Origin of the sequence: Bacillus sp. ES1-5 (genome assembly GCF_022487605.1) — a bacterium.
Taxonomy (GTDB): domain Bacteria; phylum Bacillota; class Bacilli; order Bacillales; family Bacillaceae_G; genus Bacillus_A; species Bacillus_A wiedmannii.
Window position 1 is genome coordinate 149933 of sequence record NZ_JAKVPU010000006.1, and the last position, 21815, is coordinate 171747.

Annotated in this window: 22 protein-coding genes, 1 pseudogene and 2 other annotated features; of the genes and pseudogenes, 13 read left to right on the plus strand and 10 right to left on the minus strand. The window is 35.2% G+C overall.

The annotated features are described in order from the left end of the window. The first annotated feature begins 52 nt into the window (after positions 1 to 52). Positions 53 to 430 (plus strand): hotdog family protein, encoded by a 378-nt coding sequence (locus MKO96_RS20140; protein WP_087982052.1) that lies wholly within the window; start codon positions 53 to 55, stop codon positions 428 to 430. Positions 431 to 462: 32 nt separating this feature from the next. Here MKO96_RS20140 and MKO96_RS20145 read toward each other — a convergent pair whose 3' ends face one another. Continuing rightward, positions 463 to 1008 (minus strand): helix-turn-helix domain-containing protein, encoded by a 546-nt coding sequence (locus MKO96_RS20145; RefSeq protein WP_240588450.1) that lies wholly within the window; start codon positions 1006 to 1008, stop codon positions 463 to 465. A 156-nt stretch (positions 1009 to 1164) separates the two neighbouring features. Between MKO96_RS20145 and MKO96_RS20150 the strand changes: the two genes are divergently transcribed. Next, entirely contained in the window at positions 1165 to 1569 is a 405-nt protein-coding gene (locus MKO96_RS20150) for a DoxX family protein (protein ID WP_087982050.1), read from the plus strand. A gap of 21 nt (positions 1570 to 1590) precedes the next feature. Further along, positions 1591 to 2448: a VOC family protein gene (locus MKO96_RS20155; protein WP_240588451.1), complete on the plus strand. Its 858-nt coding sequence runs from the start codon at positions 1591 to 1593 to the stop codon at positions 2446 to 2448. 18 nt (positions 2449 to 2466) lie between these two features. On the opposite strand, the gene MKO96_RS20160 is transcribed toward MKO96_RS20155, so the two are convergent. From MKO96_RS20160 to MKO96_RS20170, 3 genes are all read right to left on the minus strand, one after another. Beyond that, positions 2467 to 2781, minus strand: a complete 315-nt coding sequence (locus MKO96_RS20160) for a 4a-hydroxytetrahydrobiopterin dehydratase (protein ID WP_046957588.1) — start codon at positions 2779 to 2781, stop codon at positions 2467 to 2469. Further along, positions 2762 to 4516, minus strand: coding sequence for an aromatic amino acid hydroxylase (locus MKO96_RS20165; RefSeq protein WP_240588452.1), 1755 nt, complete (start codon positions 4514 to 4516; stop codon positions 2762 to 2764). Before MKO96_RS20165 ends, MKO96_RS20160 begins: the two co-directional genes overlap by 20 nt. A 162-nt stretch (positions 4517 to 4678) precedes the next feature. Then, positions 4679 to 4906 (minus strand) — a binding site (T-box leader). Between the two features lie 51 nt (positions 4907 to 4957). Further along, positions 4958 to 5187 (minus strand) — a binding site (T-box leader). Positions 5188 to 5375: 188 nt separating this feature from the next. Further along, positions 5376 to 8129, minus strand: coding sequence for a S8 family peptidase (locus tag MKO96_RS20170; protein ID WP_240588453.1), 2754 nt, complete (start codon positions 8127 to 8129; stop codon positions 5376 to 5378). 229 nt (positions 8130 to 8358) lie between these two features. Between MKO96_RS20170 and MKO96_RS20175 the strand changes: the two genes are divergently transcribed. Then, positions 8359 to 9603 carry an eIF2A-related protein gene (locus tag MKO96_RS20175; RefSeq protein ID WP_240588454.1) on the plus strand — a complete coding sequence of 415 codons (1245 nt, stop codon included), beginning with the start codon at positions 8359 to 8361 and terminating at the stop codon, positions 9601 to 9603. Positions 9604 to 9645: 42 nt separating this feature from the next. Here the strand turns inward: MKO96_RS20175 and MKO96_RS20180 are convergent, their stop codons facing one another. Next, a complete protein-coding gene (locus MKO96_RS20180) occupies positions 9646 to 9768 on the minus strand; it encodes a DUF4023 domain-containing protein (protein ID WP_000071861.1) in 123 nt (40 codons plus the stop codon). 69 nt (positions 9769 to 9837) lie between these two features. Beyond that, on the minus strand, positions 9838 to 10176 hold the full coding sequence (locus MKO96_RS20185) for a hypothetical protein (RefSeq protein ID WP_000871130.1): 339 nt from the start codon (positions 10174 to 10176) through the stop codon (positions 9838 to 9840). Positions 10177 to 10346: 170 nt separating this feature from the next. Here MKO96_RS20185 and MKO96_RS20190 point away from each other — a divergent pair, with 170 nt between their 5' ends. The 3 genes from MKO96_RS20190 to MKO96_RS20200 all read left to right on the plus strand — a co-directional run bounded on the left by MKO96_RS20190 (position 10347) and on the right by MKO96_RS20200 (position 12269). Then, positions 10347 to 10949, plus strand: a complete 603-nt coding sequence (locus tag MKO96_RS20190) for a histidine phosphatase family protein (protein ID WP_240588455.1) — start codon at positions 10347 to 10349, stop codon at positions 10947 to 10949. A gap of 18 nt (positions 10950 to 10967) precedes the next feature. Continuing rightward, complete coding sequence (locus tag MKO96_RS20195; RefSeq protein ID WP_240588497.1) at positions 10968 to 11504, plus strand: CHAT domain-containing protein; 537 nt, start codon at positions 10968 to 10970, stop codon at positions 11502 to 11504. Between the two features lie 264 nt (positions 11505 to 11768). Continuing rightward, on the plus strand, positions 11769 to 12269 hold the full coding sequence (locus tag MKO96_RS20200; protein WP_087982033.1) for a DoxX family protein: 501 nt from the start codon (positions 11769 to 11771) through the stop codon (positions 12267 to 12269). A gap of 41 nt (positions 12270 to 12310) precedes the next feature. Here MKO96_RS20200 and MKO96_RS20205 read toward each other — a convergent pair whose 3' ends face one another. Beyond that, positions 12311 to 13189: an alpha/beta fold hydrolase gene (locus MKO96_RS20205; protein WP_087982032.1), complete on the minus strand. Its 879-nt coding sequence runs from the start codon at positions 13187 to 13189 to the stop codon at positions 12311 to 12313. Between the two features lie 15 nt (positions 13190 to 13204). Beyond that, the gene (locus MKO96_RS20210) at positions 13205 to 14038 is read right to left on the minus strand and encodes a GNAT family N-acetyltransferase (protein WP_240588456.1); all 834 of its coding nucleotides are present in this window, start codon (positions 14036 to 14038) and stop codon (positions 13205 to 13207) included. A gap of 261 nt (positions 14039 to 14299) precedes the next feature. Here MKO96_RS20210 and MKO96_RS20215 point away from each other — a divergent pair, with 261 nt between their 5' ends. Together MKO96_RS20215 and MKO96_RS20220 are read left to right on the plus strand one after the other, a co-directional pair. Beyond that, complete coding sequence (locus MKO96_RS20215; RefSeq protein ID WP_098341772.1) at positions 14300 to 15685, plus strand: alkaline phosphatase; 1386 nt, start codon at positions 14300 to 14302, stop codon at positions 15683 to 15685. 55 nt (positions 15686 to 15740) lie between these two features. After that, complete coding sequence (locus tag MKO96_RS20220) at positions 15741 to 16208, plus strand: hypothetical protein (RefSeq protein WP_240588457.1); 468 nt, start codon at positions 15741 to 15743, stop codon at positions 16206 to 16208. 77 nt (positions 16209 to 16285) lie between these two features. On the opposite strand, the gene MKO96_RS20225 is transcribed toward MKO96_RS20220, so the two are convergent. Next, positions 16286 to 16936, minus strand: a complete 651-nt coding sequence (locus MKO96_RS20225; protein ID WP_087982022.1) for a GTP pyrophosphokinase — start codon at positions 16934 to 16936, stop codon at positions 16286 to 16288. A 391-nt stretch (positions 16937 to 17327) separates the two neighbouring features. Between MKO96_RS20225 and MKO96_RS20230 the strand changes: the two genes are divergently transcribed. The 3 genes and pseudogenes from MKO96_RS20230 (at position 17328) to MKO96_RS20240 (ending at position 19790) form a co-directional block, all read left to right on the plus strand. After that, positions 17328 to 17912 (plus strand): nitroreductase family protein, encoded by a 585-nt coding sequence (locus tag MKO96_RS20230; RefSeq protein WP_276314232.1) that lies wholly within the window; start codon positions 17328 to 17330, stop codon positions 17910 to 17912. 144 nt (positions 17913 to 18056) lie between these two features. Further along, entirely contained in the window at positions 18057 to 18206 is a 150-nt protein-coding gene (rpmG, locus tag MKO96_RS20235; protein ID WP_001265617.1) for a 50S ribosomal protein L33, read from the plus strand. Between the two features lie 88 nt (positions 18207 to 18294). Continuing rightward, positions 18295 to 19790: pseudogene (locus MKO96_RS20240) on the plus strand (YcdB/YcdC domain-containing protein). A gap of 55 nt (positions 19791 to 19845) precedes the next feature. On the opposite strand, the gene MKO96_RS20245 reads toward MKO96_RS20240, so the two are convergent. Beyond that, a complete protein-coding gene (locus MKO96_RS20245) occupies positions 19846 to 20676 on the minus strand; it encodes a hypothetical protein (protein ID WP_240588459.1) in 831 nt (276 codons plus the stop codon). 187 nt (positions 20677 to 20863) lie between these two features. Here MKO96_RS20245 and sigK point away from each other — a divergent pair, with 187 nt between their 5' ends. Further along, positions 20864 to 21577, plus strand: coding sequence for an RNA polymerase sporulation sigma factor SigK (gene sigK, locus MKO96_RS20250; protein WP_000051382.1), 714 nt, complete (start codon positions 20864 to 20866; stop codon positions 21575 to 21577). The last annotated feature ends 238 nt before the right edge of the window (positions 21578 to 21815 follow it).

Genomic DNA, 21815 nt, shown 5'->3' on the forward strand with positions numbered 1-21815 from the left:
TCATTTTATGATAAAATAAAAGAAAATTCTGTTTATTAAACGGGGGATAAAAATGAATGTAAAAGTTGGGGATGTATTTAAATACGAAAGAAGATTTACTGAGGAAGAGGTTTTTGAATTTGCAAATATTACAGGAGATAAAGGTAGGCATCATATGGAATATGATGAAAATGGACGTTTAATGGTTCATGGTTTATTAACTGCTAGTATTGGAACGAAAGTAGGAGAAGAATTACATTACATAGCAAGAGAATTAGTAAGTGAGTTTATTAGACCGGTTTTTACAGGAGATACGATCACTTGTGAATTAACTTTAACAAATGTTGAACAGATGGAAGGATATAAAAAGGTTTCAATAGAGTCAGTTTATCGCAATCAACATGAAAAGACTGTACTAGTTGGGACAAGTTATGGAGTTATAAGGGGATAAAAAGAAGCCTGATTTACAGGCTTCTTTTTTATTTAATAAACACGTTTTCGATTTTCTGCATGACTAGAGATGAGTAATAATGCAGTTTCTTCTCCCATATTACGAACAATATGAGGAACACATGCATTCCAAGAGAAAGAATCACCTTCTTCTACAATTGCAATATCTTCTCCATGTTGAACTTCTAGTTTTCCGCGTAATACAAGGTGACATTCTTCCCCTTCATGGGCATTTGGTATATTTTCTTTCGGAAACCCAGCAGGAATTTCCACGAGATTTAGGCGAAGGCCACCTTGCTCTGCAACATGTTCAATTCTTTGTTCATCTTTTCCGTATACACTGTATTTACGCTCTCCCTTTTTGACAACTTTCAACCGATCTTTTTGTTCTAATAATAAATAGGGAAGGGGAACGTTTAAAAAATTGGAGATTGTTTCTAAAGTTGAGATAGATGGTGATGTTTTATTATTTTCAACCTGACTCATAAATCCTTTAGAAAGACCTGTTCCCTCACAAATTTGTGCGATTGTTATGCCTCTACGTTGACGAATTTCACGTATTGCAGAACCAATATTCATAAAATCAAGCTCCTTTTTGTAAACAACTATTTGTATCATAGCAAAAAAAATATATTTTTTCCCATTGAAAATGAATTGACGAATAAAAAAAATTAGTGTATGTTTTGTAATGTAAATAAAAGTTTTGTATAAGAAAACTATAAAGGAGAGAATGAAATGAATCAACATATTGGTAACTTAATTATTCGTATCGTGTTAGGGGTAACATTCTTTATGCACGGTTTAACAAAATTCCAATCGGGGATTGACAATATTGCAGGGTGGTTTACAAGCATTGGTTTACCAGGAGGTCTTGCATACGGTGTAGCAACAGCGGAAGTAGTTGGTGGTATATTGTTAATTCTAGGTTTAGGTGTAAGATATATTGGATTATTATTTGCACTTGTAATGGTTGGAGCAATTGTAAAAGTAAAATGGTCAGCTGGTTTATTAGGAGATGGAAAAAATCCTGGCTTCGAATTAGAACTTGCATTGTTAGCAATGGGTGCGTACTTATTTGTTGCGAAAGTAGACGGTTTTGTAGATAATTTCTTAAAAGAGAGAATGTTAAAGAAGAACTAAATTAAATGGGGGGCTAACAAGATGAGTTTTCAACTTCATCCCGATACAACACTTGATGTTGTTCATTTATATGTATCAAATATAAAGAAATCACTAGAGTTTTATACAGAAGTACTAAGTATGAAAGTACTAAAAGAAGATGAAATGGTCGTTACATTTGGGAATGAAAATAACGAACCACTCCTTATCATTGAAGAAAAGAAAGAAGCTTTACCAAAGCAAAGAGGGAGAACGGGGTTATATCATTACGCAATTTTACTACCAAGTAGACAGGATTTAGCGAATATTCTTCGTCATCTTGTAGAAATGGTATATCCACTGCACGGCGGAGCCGACCATTACTTTAGTGAGGCCCTTTATTTAGCTGATCCAGATGGAAACGGGATTGAAATTTATCATGATCGCCAAAAAGAAGTTTGGCGTGATGAGAATGGAGAACTACCATTTGTTAGTAACCCGTTAGCTGGTGAAGAATTATTGCAGCAAGGAATTGCGTGGAATGGTTTTCCAGCTGGTACTGTGATGGGGCATATTCATTTCCATGTAGCTGATTTGGAAGAAGCGAAACGTTTCTATGTGGATGGTCTTGGTTTTGAAGTAACAATCCCAGCTCGTAATGGCGCGTTGTTCGTATCGGCAGGTGGCTATCATCACCATATCGGTTTAAATACGTGGCAAGGTGAAGGAGTAGCACCGCAAATGCCAAATTCTGTTGGCTTGAAATATTTCACAATTGTACTAGCAGATGAAAAACAAAAAGAGCAAGTATGTGAAAGCTTAAAAAATATTGGCAAGATTGCTACGTACAAAGATGGAATATTACAAGCACAGGATCCATTTGGACATTGTATCCATTTCAAAGTTAAAGGAGAAGCCTAAAAAAGGCTTCTCTTTTTTTTACTTTCTTATAATTGCTTTTTCGTTTTGTAAAAATAGTTCATCAAACTGCTTTGCAAGCTCAAAATCTAGTTTCGTTAAACCTTTTGCATTCCAAGATGACAAAGTAATAATGACTGCTTTATACTGGATAAGGATAAATGGATGGTGATTACGTTCTTCTGATAGTTTGGCGGCTTCAGAGACAAATTCGACTCCTTTTAAGTAGTCGGAAAACATATATTTTCGTTCAATCCATTTTTCATCTTTTATCATCCATTTATCCACCTTTAATAATTCCCCTTGAACTTCTTCTTCAGTTAATCGTAGCATCATTTTTCACATCCTTTACATGTAGTAGTGCAAGACCATTGTTAATAAGGCGTGTTACAGCTTCGTCAGTTGTGAAAGTAGAAAGTTGTTGTAATAATGCTGCTGATGTTTCGTGCCCTTTGTTATGCTCTAAAAGTAATTCTAATATTTCAAGGCGAAGCAACCATTCTTTCGGATAAAATTTATTTAATACCTCTTGAATTGCTCCTAATTGATCGACATGTGCGTCGTGTAAAATACCTCCACCTCGAATATCACGAACTGTTTGATACATACGATCCAGCTCAGTTAATGCAAGAGGTGCTGGAGTTTCTTCTGTTTCTTCATCAATTGGGAAAAATGATGCTGCATCTGCTGCTCCTGGGAATACTGAAATGATTTGTGAGCCAACAGCCATATCAAATGCACCCCATGAAGCATCAAATAATACGCGGGCGTTATAAGTAACTGTGCAATCGATAAAGGAAATAAGAGCAATTTTCTTATCATTTTTTATAATATCTGTTACTTTTCCTTTTATATGAATACCACTTGCAAAAGTAAACTCGGCAATATTTCCAATTGTAATTCCTAATGATTGTAGTTGTTCATCTGTACAATTTTCTAATGCAATATTTTCAGTGAGTAATCCAATTGGTGTTCCAAAGCCGTCACTGTGTACAGCGGTAGAATGATTCGCTAGCTCCTTATTATGAATTGCTAATGCAGTTGGCGAATTTGTTCGCATGTAAATCACTTTACCTGCATCGTTTTCAATTGTCTCGCTGAATGTACCTGTAATCTGTAATCCACTAGTTAGTTCAGCAGTTGCATAGTTTTCAGAGCGAATCGCTTTTTCTAAACCTTCCTTTCCACCTGTTTTAAAGGCCATCGTTTCAGCAAATGTCTCAAGTGCTTCGGTCAGCTCTTCAAATGATTCACAAACAAATAGTTGTGGTTGCATTTTTGTTACGTCATAAGTTGTACCTGTACATGCCTCGATAGAGAATGGAATCTTTTCTACAGCGTCTGTTAAGCAATGTTTGCTTTCGCCAACAGAAGAAAGGAGACCAGCACCATATATTTTTGGAGCATCTATATTTCCGATTAACCCATATTCTACTGTCCACCAGAAAAGACGTGAAATTTGTTCAGCTTCTGATAAACCAGAAACTAACTTTTGTTTTTCAATTACAGTATTTTCAGCAGCGGCAACTTCGTCAGGAGTAGAAGTAGGGCTTTCTTTTACGATTGTTAATGTACGAACAGCTTCAAAAGCATCATGTTCTTCCTTTGTAGAGAAAGCTTTCGCACCAATTTGTCCAAAGCGTTTCACATACTTCGCATATGTAGGATCCAGTAAAATAGGTGCGTGTCCTGCTGCTTCGTGTACGATATCTGGAGCTGGTGTGTACTCGATATTTTCTACTTTGCGAATATCTGTTGCGATTGGTAGTAAGCCGTGTCCTTGGAAATCAAAGAATGCTACACCGGGAATAAGCCCATCAATTGTTACAGCTCCCCATCCGCTTGGTGCTAAACAGTCATTCATTTCTTCTACCTTTGGAATTGCATCTATATTTATACCAGATGATTGTAGTCCGTTCACATAGGCTGGATGAGCAACGTCTTTTAAGAAACTATGATTTTGTCTCATAATGTAACGCCAAACAGCGTGATTCACCGGTGTATATTGATCATAATGCTGTGTGGATACGAATGGTTTTAAATGCGATGGAATTTCTGTTTTCTTTGTCATTTAGACATCCTCCTTGTTTTCTATAAAATTGAATATTGGTTGGGTATAGCTAGAACCACCACCTTTCAAAAATGTAAGCGCTTATAAAATTTTATCATAAGATTCGGAATTATTTAACATTTGTTTCTGTGAGAAATAGAAAAAGCCCCTATCGGAAAATCCGATAGGGGCGAAAGAATCGCGGTACCACCCTATTTGTAAGTGAAAACATACTTACATCTCAATTAATGATAACGGAAAAACTCCGTCTTTTCCTTCATGCGTACAAGCACTACGAAAAAGAAGCTCCAGAATTGTAATTCATACTTATATATGTGCTAATTTCCACCGACCATTAGCTCTCTGTAACAGGGATATAAGATATTACTGCGATTCTTTCAACGCGTATATATGAAATTGTGCAAAAGGGAAGGACGCAAAAAAGCCCCTATCGGAAAATCCGATAGGGACGATAAAAATCGCGGTACCACCCTAATTGTAAACAGAAAAATTGTTTACCACTCACTTTAAGATAACGGAAAGATCCGTCTTTCTCTTCATGCATTATCTGCACTACGGGAAAGAAGCTCCAGAATTGTAATTCACGCTTGTATATGTACTGATTCGCACCAACCATCAGTTCTCTGAGACAGGGATATAAGTCGCTACTAGTATTCCTTCAAAGCCGATATATAATTCGTTCAACTAAACTATGTTTCGTATTATAAAACTATTTTTAAAAGATTGTCAACAAAAATTTTATCCCGCTATTTGTGGGCAGTAAAACTCCTACCTCAAAATTCGGCCGGAGCAAAGATGTTAGATGGAATCTTTACTGTCCGTAAACGTCCGATTGGTGAGGACTGATTAAAGTTTCACTTTATTTCACTTCTAAATCAACATTTAAATTAGTTGTATTTCCAGCTGCATCAGTTGCCACAATGTGAATTATATTTTTACCTTCTTGTAATTGAGCACGATCTAAATAAAGGCCATAGCTTTTCTCCCAAGGGTTCAGGAATGCCTGTTCCCATACACCATTTCCGTTGATTTCATACTGTAGTCTCACTGGAATTCCAGGTGCGACCCAACCAGATTCTGTCATCCAATCTAGTAGAATATCGTCAACTTTTCCACTAATCACAAGATTTTCTTGATCAATTTCATATGTTAATTTCGGTGCAGTTCGGTCAATGAATACAGCCGCTGTTTGTTTCGTTTCTCCACCTGAGTTAGAAGCAACGGCTTCGATTTGGTATAAACCGTCCGCTAGTGGTGATCCATCTATTTTGGTTCCATTCCATTTGAATGGTTTATAACCTGCTGTTTCATTTTTACCTTGATAAATCATACCTTGGTATGTCACACGTTCTTTTGTAACTAAGTTAGCATGTAACGTTATATCTTCGACTGGAGCAACTAAATAGTAGTTGATGAGATTATCATCTAATATGTTATCGCCGTTTGGACTAAACGTAGAATTAATAATTTCGAGACCATCGATCCGTTTATAATCTTTAGGGTCAATACTAAATGTAAATGGAATTCGAATTTCTTCTTTTGATCCTTGTTCTTTTACATACACATTCCCAGTATATACACCTTGTGGTAATGAGCTATCGACAGTGATAGTCAATGGTTTTTCAGTATTACTATTCGGTTGTATGCTAATCGATGAAGGGACAGAAGTTTTTACTTTTGTTTTTGTATTTGCATCTAGTAATTCTACACGAGTTGAAAAGCTTTTCTTTTTATTAGAAAGATTTTGTAACGTAATATTTTGCGTCAGTTTTACTTTGCCACTATTTGGCTTAATCAGACCAAAGCTGACATTGTTAGGCTTTACTAATACATCTGTTTGAGCTGCTTTTGGAATGTTAATTAAGCCAGATCCTTGTGTCATAACAGGATACGTATTTTCATTAACATCTTTTAAAGTTTTTGCTGTATTGGCAAGGGATGCTTTTACTTGTTCCGTCGTCCAATCAGGATGCATTTGACGTAATAGAGCAACTGCTCCAGTTACTTGCGGCGCAGCCATACTTGTTCCGTTATGAGATTCATAGCCGCCTCGTGGTACTGTACTAGTAATTTGTACTCCAGGTGCTACGATATCTGGTTTTATAAGCCAACTTCCTTGTGACGGACCTCTGGAACTAAAGTTGCCAATTAATTCAGTAGGAACGGGTTGTCCAATTTTTATGTTTTTCTTGCGCTTTGTAATTAAGTTTTTCAACTCTTCACCGTTTACATTTGATAATTGCATAACTGGAAGGGCTAGGTTTTCACGTGCAAAGTATTCAGGCATAATATTGATTTCTTTTTCTGTAGAAATTAATAGTACACCAAGTGCACCAGCTTGTTTCGCTTGTTCAGCTTTTACTAACGTACTAGAAGTACCTTGTAAAACAAGTGCAAATTTTCCTTTCACATCTTGTTTTGCATAATCGCTTGGATTACCATAGCCAACATATACAAGTGGAGAATCATTTCCTATTGGAAAATCAGATTTTGATAACGGTAATCCTTGATATGTTTTACTGGAACCAGCTACTTGGAATGTTGGAAACGGGATAGAAACTGTAGATGCGCCAACTGATATAACACTGCTTGCATTACCAGGTGCATCAACAGACCAAGGTTTTGGGCCATCATTTCCATTGGAAACAACTGCAGTAACCCCAAGTTTTGCTGCACGTTCTAACGTTAATGTTACAGGTTGATCAGGTACATTTAAATCTTGTCCAAGGGATAGATTTAACACATCAGCACCATCTTGAATCGCCCGTTCAATACCTTGAATAATATCGTCCGTTGTACCAGTTCCACCGTCATTCATTACACGATAGGCTAGAATAGAAGCATTTGGGGCAACGCCTTTAATTTTTCCGTTACCAGCAATAATTCCAGCTACATGAGTACCGTGTACGTTACCATCCATTGGATCGTCATCTTCATCCACTGTGTCATATCCACCGATATAATTTGCCTTTAAGTCAGGATGTGTATAGTCTACACCAGAGTCGATAATCGCTACTTTCATACCTTTTCCATCAAGCGGTTTGCCAGATGGATCTTTTAACTTCCATGCTTCAGGAGCGCCAATTGTCGGTCCACCAATATTAGGCGCTTCTTCGCTAGTAGCACTTTTCGCTGTTTCATGCAATTTATATGTTAAGTTCGGATAGACTGCTTTTACTTCAGGTAAAGAAGCAAGAGCGGTAATTTGATCTCCAGGAACTGAAATAGAGAAACCTGAAAATAACGTATTATAAACTTCTTTAATTTTTGCACCAGGTGCTTTTTCTTTTATTTTCTTAGTTGTATCTTCTTGTGCCTTTTTAAGTTCGGCATGATAGGACTGTGCATTACTATTTTGTAAATCTGGAGCATGCTGAATGTTACTTTGCGCAGCAAGAGGCGCATGTTGCAATTCTACAATTACAGATATTTCTTTTGTTGTTTTTGTTTCAACATGTTGAGCAATTTTATTTTCTCCCCACTGTTCAATCGTTGTTTGTAGTTGTGGACTAAATTGCTTCTCCTTTTGCAGTGACTCAGCATGGGCGCTTAAAGCTCCAAAACTTGAAAAGACGAGCGCCATACTTAATAGTGTAGATGTAGTTTTTTTCATTGAAACTCCCCCTAATAAAAAGTGCCAATATTCCAAAAAATAATCTTACAAATTTATCTATAATTACATAATCGGATGTCAGCTAAACTATATTTTCGACATAATTCATACCAATCCTCTTTGAATTGAAAATTTATTGGGAAATTTTTTGGGATTATGTCGAATGGGGGATTTTTCACATATTGTAGGTGGGGTGTGAGGAATGCTATGAGGGAAATGGAGGAGTGTTATGAAACGGTTCATAGTAAGCGTTGGTACAATGTTAATCGTATTTTTATGTTCAATTATTAATATTAGCGCGGAACATAATGGGGGAAAGGTGAAAGTTGCTTTTATTCGTCATCATGACCTTTGGATTAAAATTGATGGGAAAGAAAAACAAATAACAAAAGGTGAGTACATAACAGGGCCAAAATGGTCCCATGATGGAGAATGGCTTGCCTATGCTAAAGGAAAGAAGCAAAACACTTTGGAATTGTACCGATTGGAAGATGGAAAGAAAGTTAGGCCATTGCAATCTGAAGTATCGAATTATCAATGGTCACCAAAAGAGAATACAATTGCATTTGTATTTATGAATACATTAAATACGTTTGATGTCAAAAATAAGAATACAGATTTTGAAAATGTATCGGCTGGTGTGGGTGATTATGCATGGTACCCTGATGGAAAGAAGTTTCTTGTATCTTCTGAAGCACACTTACTTCCAACAGGTTGGACAGGAGCTCAGCTATATGAATTGCAAAAAGATGCACATATGAATCCTCACAAAATGAAGCATTTGTATGCATTACCAAATGAACATGATGATTTTCTAGCGCTAGTTGCAAGTGGGTTTGAGTGGTCACCAGATCAAAGGTGGATTTCATTTTTAGCGGTACCGACAGCTTCATGGTCAGCTGATAGTAATACGCTTTGCTTAGTTCGAGCAGATGGAAGTCGATTTGAAAAGGTAGATCAAATGTTATTAAACCCACAATGGTTCAAATGGGCGCCATCCAACAATATATTAGCTTATATTGAAGGGAGCGGGAGAGTTGCGTTAGAGAATAAACATTTAAAAGTAAAAGAACTGCCGGCACTTCAGCAGAACACCTTTACGCCGAAAGGATATGTCGATTGGGATTTTGCATGGAAGAACGATAAAGTAATAATCGTTTCACGAGCAAAAGAGGCAGGGATAGAAACTCCGCCAGAAAAAAGGCCACTACCATCTTTATATGAGATTGATAGTACAAGCGACGAACAACATCAAATCACAAAGCCACCTCATAAGCAAGGTGACTATCATCCCATCTTTATGGAGAAGAACAATCAATTAATATGGATACGTTCAGACCGTAAGAAAGCCAATGTATGGCTGTCCAATAGTGATGGGACACAGGAAAAGAAGTGGATTGAAAATATAGATGTACCAGAATGGTATTATGAGAAATGGAACTGGGAAAATGTCATCTCGGTGAAAGAAGAATAAAAAACATGCCTAAAAAATAATTTTAGGCACGTTTTTTTATTGTTATTTATGTGTTTTATTTGGCTTTTTTTTCGCGGGGTTTCCGTTTCCCTGACGCTTTCTGTTTTGTTCATCTTTTGCTTGTTTTTCATGTAGTGTATCTAAAAAGTCATTCGAGTTACTCATTTTTATATCGCTCCTTTCATTTCGTCCTAATTACTATAACCATTTAGGAGGATAATCATGAGATAAAAGTTAAGCGCTTAATTTTCTTCGATAGTATACGTAAAATATGCCATATGTAATAAATAGCATAAGTAAAACTTGTAACTCTACATTTTCTTTTAAAATAGTTGCGACAGAAGATGGTAAGTAAGGTGATGTATTACTCGTTCCTAAACCTAACCATTTGTTTAAGAGGTTAATGATACAAAACATGAAAACACCAGACCAGCTTGCAATAATTGCTTTCTGTTTAATCTTTGTTTCACGTTCATCATCTGTAATCCAAGGATTAGCAGTTTTATCACTATTAAAAAATCCATTTATGTATCCCCATATGATCATTCCGATAAAGGCGATAATCCATTTCATATTTGTGATTCCTCTCTCTCTTGTAAAAAGTATTTTACATATATAATTGTAATGTTTTCCAATTAATTGTGTCAAATGTTTTTTACATACCAGTTTTTCATATAGCAGGAATAAAGAATGAGATAGGGAAGAAATATGTAAGAGGATTTCATAGTGAGAGGAGGCTGGATATGAAACTCGTCTTTGTTCGGCACGGTGAAGGAGAACATACAAAAGATTTGCCGTCAAGTTTACAAGTGTTGCATCCACCATTAACGGATGAGGGAAAGAATCAGGCTAAATTACTTCAATTCAATGTGCCATTACAAGAAACGGATATATTAATTGTTAGCCCTACATGTAGAACTTTACAAACAGCGGCAATATGGAGTGCGAAAGTAGATTGTCAAACAATCGTCCATCCATATGTATCCCCGCGTATTTTTCCTTATCGAGAAGGAGCGAAAACATTACCATGTGACGACATAGTAGATCAGGGGATAATAACAAATTTATTTCCACATTTTTCGATAGAGAAAAGTAAAAATAAGCAGTTATGGATGGAAGGTATAAATACTATTTCAGAGAATAGGTTTCAGCAAATAGTAGATGAATTTCTTCTTTGGTGTTATGAGCTAGGTGCTGAAAGAATTTGCATTGTATCTCACGACGGGACAATTACAGCATATAGGCAATATGTGCAGAAAGTCGTTTTAACTAGATCTGATTTTTTGCAAGAAACGGGTATATATGAAATGGATGTATCCCTTAAAAGTCTGATTGATGAGATCTAATGATAGGATGGAGGGTGTATTTTGAATGTTGCACTAGTAGTTGGCTTTAACTCTGATTTAGAGGCGCAATCAATCCGAGCATCGCTTGAATATTTTGGGGCAAAAGTTATAACATACTGGATTGGTAGACCGAGAGAGTTCATTAATATTCTTTCTGGAAAGGGTTTATATAACGATATCAATTATGTTATTTTTTGCTTTCATGGTGAGGAAGGAAAGTTTGTCATGGAAGAGTTAGGTGAAGATATATATGAACAAGATGAACCGAGGGGATACTTTGGTGCAGCAGAAATTTATAAATATGCAAAATTGCATAATACACATATTGTAAATAGTGGTTGTACATTAGGGGAGCGAAAACTAGCAGAATCTTTCTTACGTAGTGGGGCCAAATCGTATATTGGATCGATAGATTATGTAGATGGGAATGCAGCACTTATGCTTACAATACGCTTATTTTATGGGCTTATTAACCATGGAAAAACGTTAGAAGATGCTTTTCAAGAGGCGAAATTAATCGATGAGGAGACACATACATTTCAATTCTATAAATAGTAAAAAACGCCTTTATTCTATATTCGAATAAAGGCGTTTCACATTTAACTCACATTTTTTTTACATTTTCTTCAATGAAAATGATTATCACCTATGGTATGATATGTTCAAGTTTTTACAGGTAAAAAAAGTTACTATATAAACGTTAGTTTTGAATGTTTCATACACATTTCACGAATTATTCATAATTAACGTTTTAAAAATAAGTAACTAATGTTATTATATTATCTGTAACTAACTTAATTACAACTTTAGGAGGAAGATATGGTTATTCAATTTTTAAGAGAAAACAAAGCAGTTTCTTTTGTGTTGGCAATAATTCGAGTGTATCTTGGTTACACATGGTTAATGGCTGGAATCGGTAAACTACAAGGAAAAGGATTCGATGCAACTGGTTATTTACAAGGTGCAATTGAAAAATCTAAAGGAGCACAACCGGCCGTTCAATCTTGGTGGGCATCATTTTTACAAGACTTCGCAATTCCAAACGTTGATTTATTTAATACACTTGTAATGTGGGGAGAGATTTTAGTCGGGATTGGTTTAATTGTAGGCTGTTTAACAAAAACAGCGGTCTTTTTCGGTCTTGTAATGAACTTTTCCTATATGTTTAGTGGGTCAATTGGTGTAAACCCTGAAATGGTTATCCTATCAATGTTCGTTCTAGTCTCTGGTATGAACGCTGGTAAATTTGGAATAGATGGTTTCGTTATTCCGAAAGTATTAGGATCAAAAACTCAAAAACGCCAAAAGCAAGCTGCTTAATATATGAAAGCGGGTATCTCAAAATGAGATACCCGCTTATTTTATTTTTCAACTGTATTGTTCTTAAAGAAGTGTTTTACATACCCTACAAATTCTTGTGGCTCTTGACGAAATGGTGCATGATAACCTTTTTCGATAATATGGAAAGTACTATTTTTTAAGAATTGATGATACGTTTCTCCTTCTTTCCAAGAGACGCTACTATCATTTCTTCCCCATATAATTAAGGTTGGTTGTTTAATTTCATTTGCATTGATTTGAAGACGTCTAGGCCATAATTTCATTTTATTGTAATGCTCTTCATCATTACGCTTGGATTTCACTTTGCTCTCATCATAATCTGCAATAGTAGAAACGGTATTTAAATCAGTCGATAACTGTGGTTTTGATGAACCTTGTTTATTAACGAATGTATGAGGGCCGCCTGTAGCGTCGGTTAAAATAAGGTGGGTAACGGCTTCAGGATATAAATACGTTAAATTAAGGGAAATTTCTCCACCCATTGAGTGTCCTAGTATCGCAAACGAATCATAACCTAGTTTTTTCATTAATTTATAATACAAATTTGCATGGGTTGGGAAAGAATAGTAAAAATCCATTGGCTTAGATGAGCGCCCGAATCCTAAAGCATCTACAGAAATAATTGTACGATCTTTTGCTAAGTCTGAGTAAATCTTTTGAAAACCATCTGACGATCCTCCAAATCCATGGATCATAAGTAAAGGTGGTTTTTCATTACCAATCTTTTTAAAGTAAATGGTTTGACCATCTATTTCTACCATTTTTTCTTCGGTAGCTAGTTTCGCTGTAAGTGTATTTTTAACTTGTTTTACTTGTTCTACTGGCTTTTCTGCTGCACTACATCCTACTAAAAGTGTAAGAGTAAGACAACCTACCATAAAATAGCTAAATCGCTTCAATGAGGTGTCCCCTTTCTAACATAACGCTGTGTCTATCATAGCAAATAGCATATTACGATTTCCAGGAAGTTGGCTACCATTTTTCATCATAAGAGGTGAAAGAAGCGTTTCTTGGAAATTTTCTGTTTGAAGAAATTTACGAAATGAAAATTGTGAATGTGGGACATCGATCCTTACTGTGCCATTCCAACACTCGCAGATCTTCTTTAATAATTGAATAGCATCCTTCTCTTGCTTTGCGATAAGTGGAGTGATGCATAATATAGTACCTTTTTGTATACATAAGGAAAAAGCTTCTATACAGTTATTTCTCTCAATTTTAAAAGAGTGTATGGCTCTTGGTAATAGTAATGAGTAAAGTAAGGAACGATTAGCTCCAGTTGTAATTTGATCGAGAGAAATAAGTGATATAAGGTCTGGTTTTTTCACTTGTTGTGTATGAGCGATATGTGTCTTAGTAGTTTGTTTTTCAAAACGATGAATCGTCGTTACTGTTTGAAATCCGAATGATGTATAAAGAGGCTCACCAGCTTTTGTTGCAATAAGTGCAATTGGTTTTTTTAGTTGAGTGTGTTCTAAGCAACGACTTAGCAACATCCGACCGATGCCTCGGCCTTGAAAATTAGGATGGACGATTAACATGCCAATAGTAGAAAAACTATTTTTAAAAGGAAATACTCCTCCAGCTGCAATCAATTTATTTTCATGCATATAACCGATAAGTGTGCCGAGAGAAAGATACATTTCGAATTGTTTTTTCATAAATGCTGTATCTTGTAACCATCCAATAGATTTGCAAAGGTCGAGTAAATCAAAAATAAAAGATTCATCTAGATTTATTGTTTTCATAAATGCTCACCACATTTCTATTAATTTTTATAAAAGTAGATTGAAAGTGTTAAATAAGAGATTTACTTTAAATGAAATCCAACTTATTTATATTTTGATTGTAAAGGGGAAGGAGGTTGCTATGAAAGGACAAAGTTATACAAATTATAACTGATATTTACATAAGTTAACAAAAAATTTACATATAACTAATTTTCTCTTAATAGTCTTCTATTAAATTTGATAGTGGGAAATGAATAACCTAATTAGGGGGACAATATAGTGAAAAAGTTTGTAAAAAAAGCATGGCCATTTGCAGTTGTGGCGTCGTTAGCTGTTACTTCGGTAGCAACATGGAATTTTACTCGTTCTAGTGAGGTTAATGCAGATGAGAGCGGAAGCAATGCAAAGATTAAAAATGTCATCGTATTAATTGGGGATGGTATGGGACCTTCATATATGACGGCTCACCGTTATATGAAAGATAATCCAAAAACTTTTGAGATGGAATCTACAGAATTTGATAAGCATCTTGTAGGAACGCAAAAGACATATCCGGAAGATGAACATGAAAATATTACAGACTCTGCATCTGCAGCAACAGCTATGTCAGCAGGAATTAAAACATATAATGCAGCAATTGCAGTTGATAATGATAAAGCAGAAGTGAAAACTGTTCTTGAACAAGCGAAAGAAAAAGGGAAATCAACAGGATTAGTTGCTACTTCTGAAATTACACATGCAACACCAGCGGCTTTCGGTGCGCATGACATTAGTCGTAAAAATATGGACGCAATTGCAAATGATTATTTTGATGAGAAAATTAAAGGAAAGCATAAAGTAGACGTTATGCTTGGCGGCGGTGTAAATAACTTTGTTAGAAAAGATCGCAATCTTACAGAAGAATTCAAGAAATCTGGTTATAGCTACGTAACAGATCGAAATCAATTGTTAAATGATAAAAACGATCAAATTCTAGGTTTATTTGCACCAGGCGGATTAGATAAAATGATTGATCGTACTGATAAAACACCTTCATTAGAAGAGATGACAAATGCAGCAATTGATCGTTTGAATAAAAATAAAAATGGTTTCTTCTTAATGGTTGAAGGAAGTCAAATCGACTGGGCTGGACACGATAATGATATCGTAGGTGCAATGAGTGAAATGGAAGACTTTGAAAAAGCATTTAAAGCAGCGATTGAGTTTGCGAAAAAAGATAAAAATACGTTAGTCGTTGCAACGGCAGACCACGCTACTGGCGGATTATCTTTAGGTGCGAATGGTGAGTATAACTTTAAAGTAGATCCAATTAAAGCTGCAAAACGCACACCAGACTTCATGGCAAATGAGATTGCAAAAGGTGCAAATGTGGAAGAAACATTGAAAAAATATATTGATTTACAGTTAACACCAGAAGAAATTAAAGCGGTAAATGATATAGCTCCTTCAAAAGATGTAACAAAGATTGATAATGCGATTGAGGATATTTTCAATAAGCGTTCGGTTACAGGATGGACGACAGGTGGACATACAGGGGAAGATGTAAACGTATATGCATTTGGCCCAGGTAAATACTTGTTCTCTGGCGTTCAAGAGAATACAAATATCGCTAAACGTGTCTTTGATATTGTTGGCGGTGGCGATCCGAATAAAGGAAGACGCTAATTATAAATGAAAGTGAGGCGAAATGCCTCACTTTTCTTTTTAGGAGATGGGAAAGATGAAGGCTTTTTTCATGGGAATAGGATCCCTTCTAATAGGTGTATTATTGCTAGTTGGATGTCAATCCAAGGAGAATCATATAGAACAAAAATCTACTACTACAAAAACTGAGGAAAAGGTACAAATAACGAAAGAAGAAGAAAAATCGATTCAAGATGTTATGGAGAAATTTGTACGGACGACAAATGAAAAAAATCTTGCTGAACATATGGAGTTATTCTCAAAGAAGATGCCTAGTGCTGAAGATTTAAAAACACAAAAAGAAGCCGTTTTTCAAAAGGGAAATAAGAAAATTGAATTGGAACATATAGAAATGAAAGCTAGTAAAGTAGGGTATGTTGTAGTTGAAACAAAGGAAAAGGAAATAGATGGGGAGGTCACTCTTCAGAAAAATGTACAGTATGCGCTTGGAAAAGAAGAAGATGGCTGGAAAATTGAAGAAGTTCGCACGATAGGGAAGAAGTAAAGTGAAACTTTAATCAGGGAGTCTTCCTACCTGTAAATAGCGAAATAAAAAAGGTTCTCATTGGCGAGAACCTTTTTTTATAGTGGTAACATAATTTGATTTGAGCATGCTTCGATTTCATCAATATCTTGGCGGATTGTTGCCATTTTATTATCAAGATCTTCAGCTTTCATTGCTGCATCATGTAGTTCATCTTTTAAATACTCAGGTATTTTCCCCTCATATTTATAATAAAGTTTATGTTCTAAACTTGCCCAAAAGTCCATAGCAAGTGTACGTAACTGGATTTCTGCAAATACATCTTTTGTACCAGAATTTAGGGATAAAGGATATTTAATAATCATGTGTAAACTTTTATATCCGTTTCCCTTTGGATTAGCGATATAATCTTTTACTTCTATGACTTCCATATCTTCACGCTTTTGAATGACTTCTTTTAAATGATAAATATCTTCTACGAAGCAACATGTAATACGAATGCCGATGATATCTTGTAAATGCGTTTGCGCATGTTCAACTGTCGGTAATAAATTTTTACGCTCAAGCTTTTTAATAATACTTTCAGGTTGTTTTAATCTTGTTTTTATATGTTCAAACGGGTTGTAATCCTCTAAAAATTGAGCTTCCCGGTTCATAATTTCAAATTTAGTTTTTAACTCTTCTAAAGCAAATGTATACGGTAGTACAAAAGCTTTCCAGTAGTTAACTGTTGATTGATTATATTCCATTTATATACACACCTTTTCCTATTTACAAGTGAGGTTGTTATTATACTAAATACCAAAGCATATAAGCGCAAGCAGCAAATGATGAAATCATAAAACGATATTTAGTTTTCATACTTTCAACTCCTTTCGAGTAAGATTCTATATGAATAAACGTGATTGTTAATAAATTCACTATGTACAATTCTTATAGTAATAGATTCGTGTGAATTTCGTATGAACTAATTGTTTCAGATTTTTGTCTTTTTTTTGTAAATCATCAGTATTATCTATAATTTAAAGTGTTTTCATTTGATTTATTCAATTGTATGAATTAATGTATATTTGAATTTATGGTTATTAAGGAGGCTATACGGTGAACTTTGAAGAATTAGCAGTTGCCAGACGTTCCGCAATGAAATTTGAACAAGGAATAGAAATCCCTGATGAGGATTTTAAAAAAATATTTGAGCTAACAAAGCTTTCGCCATCTTGTTACAATTTGCAGCATACACATTATGTTGTAATTCGTGATAAAGAGCGAAAAGAAAGATTAAAGGAGTTAGCTTTTAGGCAATATAAAGTATCGAGTGCATCTGCGGTAATACTTGTTTGTGGTGATAAGAGAGCATACCAAAATGTCGAAAATATTTATTTTGGTATGAAGGTTTTAAAGATGATTGATGAATGTGAATATAAAGATACAATTAAGCAAACGAAAGGGCTATATGAAGGAAAAGGAGAACGCTTCATGGAAGAGGAAGCGATTAGAAATGCATCGTTAAGTGCGATGACTTTTATGTATGCAGCTAAATATTACGGCTATGATACGTGCCCAATGATCGGTTTCGATGAAAAAGCAGTGCAAAGTGAATTGAATATGCCGGAGCATGTAGTACCTGTTTTAATGATTACGATAGGAAAAAGCGATACTACTAAAATTCGCCCACGAGGATATCGAAAGCCGATTAGTGAGTTTGTTACATATGAAACATTTTAAAAAAAGGTATAGATTACTTAAACAAAAGGGTTCTATTTAGATCCCTTTTGTTTTGTAATTGACAAATAGAATAAAGTTATATAACATATAAATCGTAATCATTACGTTTTAGTTTGCGATCTTTGAAAGAAAGGAGAATTGCATATGCGTGTAAATATTACATTAGCTTGTACGGAGTGCGGTGATCGTAATTATATTTCTAAAAAAAATAAACGAAACAATCCAGAGCGCATCGAACTAAAAAAATATTGTCCACGATTAAAGCGAGTAACGCTACATCGTGAGACGAAGTAGAAGACTAGAGATATCTCTAGTCTTTTTTGTTTAGAGTTATTTGGTTTTGTTTGTTATAATTACCTTAAATTGTAATAGAGGGAGAGGTATGATGGATCAAAAAGATAAAGAAAGAAAAAAGCAAGTGGCTCATATGATTGACATTCCAGATGATTATAGGCTTGTCGTAGATGATCAAGAAGGTGTGGATGACCCATATCATCTATTATGGTGGGAACATAAAGAGGATGAGGAGAGAACGATACAAGTTACGCTGAATAGACATACTGATAATTTAATTGAATTTAGTATAGATGATAAAAAATATTTTTCGAGTGGTAAGGAAGCGATAGGAGAGAAGAAAGCAAGAGAGATTGCAAATGCATTCTTAAAAAAATATACAAAAGAAGGATATGAATTTTATACATATGTAACGGTTAAGGACGACAGGCGTGGTCGGAAAGAAGTAAATTTTATGCAAGAAGTGAATGGTTATCCATTGCCGAATACAGGGTGTGTCGTGCAAGTTTGTCCTTCAGGTAATGTTGTGCATTTTCGTTATAATGGACAAAAAGCTATCGAGAAAAAACGTTATGGCCAAGTGAAATTATTGAGGAGAACGTTGTCTTAGAAAATTTGAAAGCTAGACAAGATATGAGACTTGTATTTGTGGATTTAACACACTCTTCATGTGAGTATGAAAATGGAGAGGAAGTAAAAGGGTATCATCTTGTATATGAGCCAGAACCTAGCCATGCGTTTATTAAAGCAAGTACAGGTAAAGATTTATTTGGGCCCGATCATTATAGAATAGCTTCTACAGCACCAGTTGTTAAAGCGATAAAAAACATTGAAAGAAAAGATGTGCTCGATTTATTAGATTGGGATAAAGAAAAATTTATAAAAGTAGATGAAAAAGAGGATCAGTATGAAATTCAGAGGAAATTTGTACTGAAGGAAGAATTACAAAAAGAAAGAAAAGAGAAAGATGCATATTCAATGGAGGAATTCTATAAAAAGTATTCCCCGATATTGAAACATGATAACTTCGTTGTAATTACTTTAGATAAAGAAACAAATCAATTACTTTCCTGTTTAATGTGGATGGATGAGCAAGAAAGGAAAACACTCTTATCAAGAGACCAATGTTTAGACAAAGCACTTCAATTTTTGGAGCATATTATCCCGAATGCAACAAAATATGTTCAGCTTTGGGATAATTATGAAGAGGAAGAGGGGATAGAGAGATTTTCCTTCTCAATATATGTAAATGACATTCAAGTAGAGGGAAAATATATTATGATCAACATTAATACCGAGAATGGTGCTGTGGTGCATTATTCCGGAGAGTCAAGCAGCCTTATAAAAGAATTACTTACATACGAAACAACACCAAAAGTAAAGAAGGAAAAAGCGTTAGCGATATACAGAGGGGCCATGCGAGTTCATTTAGAATGGTTTTTAGAAAATGACGTAGAGGAAACGAACTACGAACTACTGTATAAACAAACGACAGATGAAAATTGTAAAGAACCTTTCGAGTGTAGTCGAGAAATTCGTTATATTGATGCGCATACCGGGGAGAAAATTTGGAGTGAGTATTAGTAAAAGCCAATCGATACGTATCGATTGGCTTTTACTATGTTCTTAGAATCATTTATTAATTGCCGTTAAGTGGTTGAAGAATACCATCTTGAGCTTTTGACCAATCATATAGGTTTCCATCAGATCCCACTGCAAAATTTAGCGCACGAGAGTTTTCAGGAGATTCGCGTCCGTATAATACGTCGTATAGCTTAATACCATTTATTGTGCCAATTAGTTTGTCTTCGCTGGAGCCGTAACGGATTTCATTTGAGCGGGCTCCCATTCTTTTTTCTAGAACTTTTATAGCATCTTCACTTGTGAATGTAATAGTATCAGTTTGTTTATTTGGTTGCTTAGCTGGTTGTTGCTCTTTTTGTGTGTTTTTAGATTCTGCTTCAGGTTTCGTATTATTTTCAGTTTTTGTGTTGTTCTCAGTTTTTGCATTGTTTTTAGTTGTTGTGCTGTTCTCAGCTTTTGCGTTGTTCTCAGTTTTTGCATTGTTTTTAGTTGTTGTGCTGTTCTCAGCTTTTGCGTTGTTCTCAGTTTTTGCGTTGTTTTTAGTTGTTGTGTTGTTCTCAGCTTTTGCGTTGTTTTTAGTTGTTGTGTTGTTCTCAGCTTTTGCGTTGTTCTCAGCTTTTGCGTTGTTCTCAGCTTTTGCGTTGTTTTCAGTTTTTGCGTTGTTTTCAGTTTTTGCGTTGTTTTCAGTTTTTGTGTTGTTCTCAGCTTTTACACTGTCTTCAGTTTTTTTGGTATCTTCCGTTTTTGTACTGTCTTTTGATACGGCAGTATCTTGTTTAGTAGCCTCAGTTTTTGTAGGAGACGTTTGTTGTCCACAAGCTGAAAGTAAGAAAAATGATGATGTGAGTATTACAAGGTTTCTGATTTGTGATGTAGCGTATCGCATGAAAGCACCTCTTTCAAAATTTTGGAATCTTACACATTGTAATACATTGGAAAAAACATTCAAGGTATGAAAGACTTATTTCGTTCGACAAAAAGCTAAGGATTCCATATTTCTATCGTACAGACACAAACAACCTCACGCCCACATACACATAATAAAGACCACTATTTTGGCGGAGGTGAAAGGTTTGAGTCTATTCGCCGCAATTGGATATATGGTTCGAGAAGTGTTTGTCTTTGTTTCTTATGTGAAGAATAATGCGTTTCCGCAGCCGTTATCATCAGATGATGAGAGAAAGTACTTAGAGTTAATGGAGCAAGGTGATGCTCAAGCGAGAAATCTGTTAATTGAACATAATTTACGGCTTGTAGCTCATATCGTTAAAAAATTTGAAAACACAGGGGAAGATGCAGAAGATTTAATTTCAATTGGTACAATTGGGCTCATCAAAGCCATCGAGAGTTATTCGGCTGGAAAAGGAACAAAACTTGCGACGTATGCAGCACGCTGTATTGAAAATGAAATTTTGATGCATTTACGTGTACTGAAAAAAACGAAAAAAGACGTTTCACTTCATGATCCAATCGGGCAAGATAAAGAGGGGAATGAAATATCGCTTATCGATATATTAAAATCAGAGTCTGAAGATGTAATTGATATGATTCAGCTTAGTATGGAGTTAGAAAAGATTAAAGAGTATATCGATATTTTAGACGAACGAGAGAAAGAAGTAATCGTGAAGCGTTTTGGACTGGGGCTTGATAAGGAGAAAACGCAACGCGAGATTGCGAAGGCACTTGGTATTTCCAGAAGCTATGTATCAAGAATTGAAAAGCGCGCTTTAATGAAAATGTTCCATGAATTTGTAAGAGCTGAGAAAGAGAAAAAAGCGAAAGAATAACGTACATTGCAAGCAGCCATATTTTAAAATGGGCTGCTTTTCTTTTTGTAAATAAGGAAAGAAAAAGAGTTGTGTTCAGAATAAATCTATGTTCACTGTTGAAAATGACGGATTCTATCTGTAATATTAGAGGGTGCTAAACAATTTAAGAATAATACCATACTTAGTTTTCCACATGTATAATGAAACAGTTCTATATGATATGTGGGAATAAGAACCAATTTTACATATGATATAG

What these genes read in the sequence shown, in the direction of transcription:
- MKO96_RS20180 (WP_000071861.1), bottom strand. Translation starts at nt 9,768, where the DNA reads ATGAGTAACTCGAATGACTTTTTAGATACACTACATGAAAAACAAGCA.
- MKO96_RS20150 (WP_087982050.1), top strand. Translation starts at nt 1,165, where the DNA reads ATGAATCAACATATTGGTAACTTAATTATTCGTATCGTGTTAGGGGTA.
- MKO96_RS20140 (WP_087982052.1), top strand. Translation starts at nt 53, where the DNA reads ATGAATGTAAAAGTTGGGGATGTATTTAAATACGAAAGAAGATTTACT.
- MKO96_RS20145 (WP_240588450.1), bottom strand. Translation starts at nt 1,008, where the DNA reads ATGAATATTGGTTCTGCAATACGTGAAATTCGTCAACGTAGAGGCATA.
- MKO96_RS20220 (WP_240588457.1), top strand. Translation starts at nt 15,741, where the DNA reads ATGAAGGCTTTTTTCATGGGAATAGGATCCCTTCTAATAGGTGTATTA.
- MKO96_RS20210 (WP_240588456.1), bottom strand. Translation starts at nt 14,038, where the DNA reads ATGAAAACAATAAATCTAGATGAATCTTTTATTTTTGATTTACTCGAC.
- MKO96_RS20160 (WP_046957588.1), bottom strand. Translation starts at nt 2,781, where the DNA reads ATGATGCTACGATTAACTGAAGAAGAAGTTCAAGGGGAATTATTAAAG.
- MKO96_RS20225 (WP_087982022.1), bottom strand. Translation starts at nt 16,936, where the DNA reads ATGGAATATAATCAATCAACAGTTAACTACTGGAAAGCTTTTGTACTA.
- MKO96_RS20165 (WP_240588452.1), bottom strand. Translation starts at nt 4,516, where the DNA reads ATGACAAAGAAAACAGAAATTCCATCGCATTTAAAACCATTCGTATCC.
- MKO96_RS20245 (WP_240588459.1), bottom strand. Translation starts at nt 20,676, where the DNA reads ATGCGATACGCTACATCACAAATCAGAAACCTTGTAATACTCACATCA.
- MKO96_RS20200 (WP_087982033.1), top strand. Translation starts at nt 11,769, where the DNA reads ATGGTTATTCAATTTTTAAGAGAAAACAAAGCAGTTTCTTTTGTGTTG.
- rpmG (WP_001265617.1), top strand. Translation starts at nt 18,057, where the DNA reads ATGCGTGTAAATATTACATTAGCTTGTACGGAGTGCGGTGATCGTAAT.
- MKO96_RS20230 (WP_276314232.1), top strand. Translation starts at nt 17,328, where the DNA reads ATGAAATTTGAACAAGGAATAGAAATCCCTGATGAGGATTTTAAAAAA.
- MKO96_RS20185 (WP_000871130.1), bottom strand. Translation starts at nt 10,176, where the DNA reads ATGAAATGGATTATCGCCTTTATCGGAATGATCATATGGGGATACATA.
- MKO96_RS20155 (WP_240588451.1), top strand. Translation starts at nt 1,591, where the DNA reads ATGAGTTTTCAACTTCATCCCGATACAACACTTGATGTTGTTCATTTA.
- MKO96_RS20170 (WP_240588453.1), bottom strand. Translation starts at nt 8,129, where the DNA reads ATGAAAAAAACTACATCTACACTATTAAGTATGGCGCTCGTCTTTTCA.
- MKO96_RS20190 (WP_240588455.1), top strand. Translation starts at nt 10,347, where the DNA reads ATGAAACTCGTCTTTGTTCGGCACGGTGAAGGAGAACATACAAAAGAT.
- MKO96_RS20175 (WP_240588454.1), top strand. Translation starts at nt 8,359, where the DNA reads ATGAAACGGTTCATAGTAAGCGTTGGTACAATGTTAATCGTATTTTTA.